Origin of the sequence: Alteromonas sp. 5E99-2 (genome assembly GCF_017368475.1) — a bacterium.
GTDB lineage: Bacteria > Pseudomonadota > Gammaproteobacteria > Enterobacterales > Alteromonadaceae > Alteromonas_F.
In genome coordinates, this window is sequence record NZ_JAFNJE010000092.1 from 1 (window position 1) to 369 (window position 369).

The following is a 369-nucleotide window of genomic DNA, read 5'->3' on the forward strand; positions in this document are numbered from 1 at the left end:
GCCGTGCCGAACTTCTCCGCCAAGGCTGTTTGGCCACCGAGCGAGATCAGTTTGAGGTAGTCTTTTTGCGGCTGATACGACCGCAAATCCGCACCCGACAAACGTGCCCGGAGGTTGTCGAATAAAACCGGTGCCTCTCGGACGGCATAAACGCCTGCTTTTGGGCGAGGATCGAAACTCAGATGTGCGCAGTCTCCGACGGCAAAGATGTCGGGGTTACTCGACTGTAGCGCCTCGTTCACTGTGATAAAGCCTTCGTGGATATCAACGTCGATGTCAGCGACCCAATCGTGCGGCTTTGCGCCCGCCGCCCCCGTGGTGAAGTCTGATCTGATGTGTGTGCCATCGGACAGCAGAAGGCCGTCAGCA

The 369-nt window shown here is 57.7% G+C and carries 1 protein-coding gene; it reads right to left on the minus strand.

The window, feature by feature from the left end:
* A partial coding sequence (locus J3L16_RS16040; protein WP_207614064.1) for an FAD-dependent oxidoreductase occupies positions 1-369 on the minus strand: 369 nt, incomplete at both ends.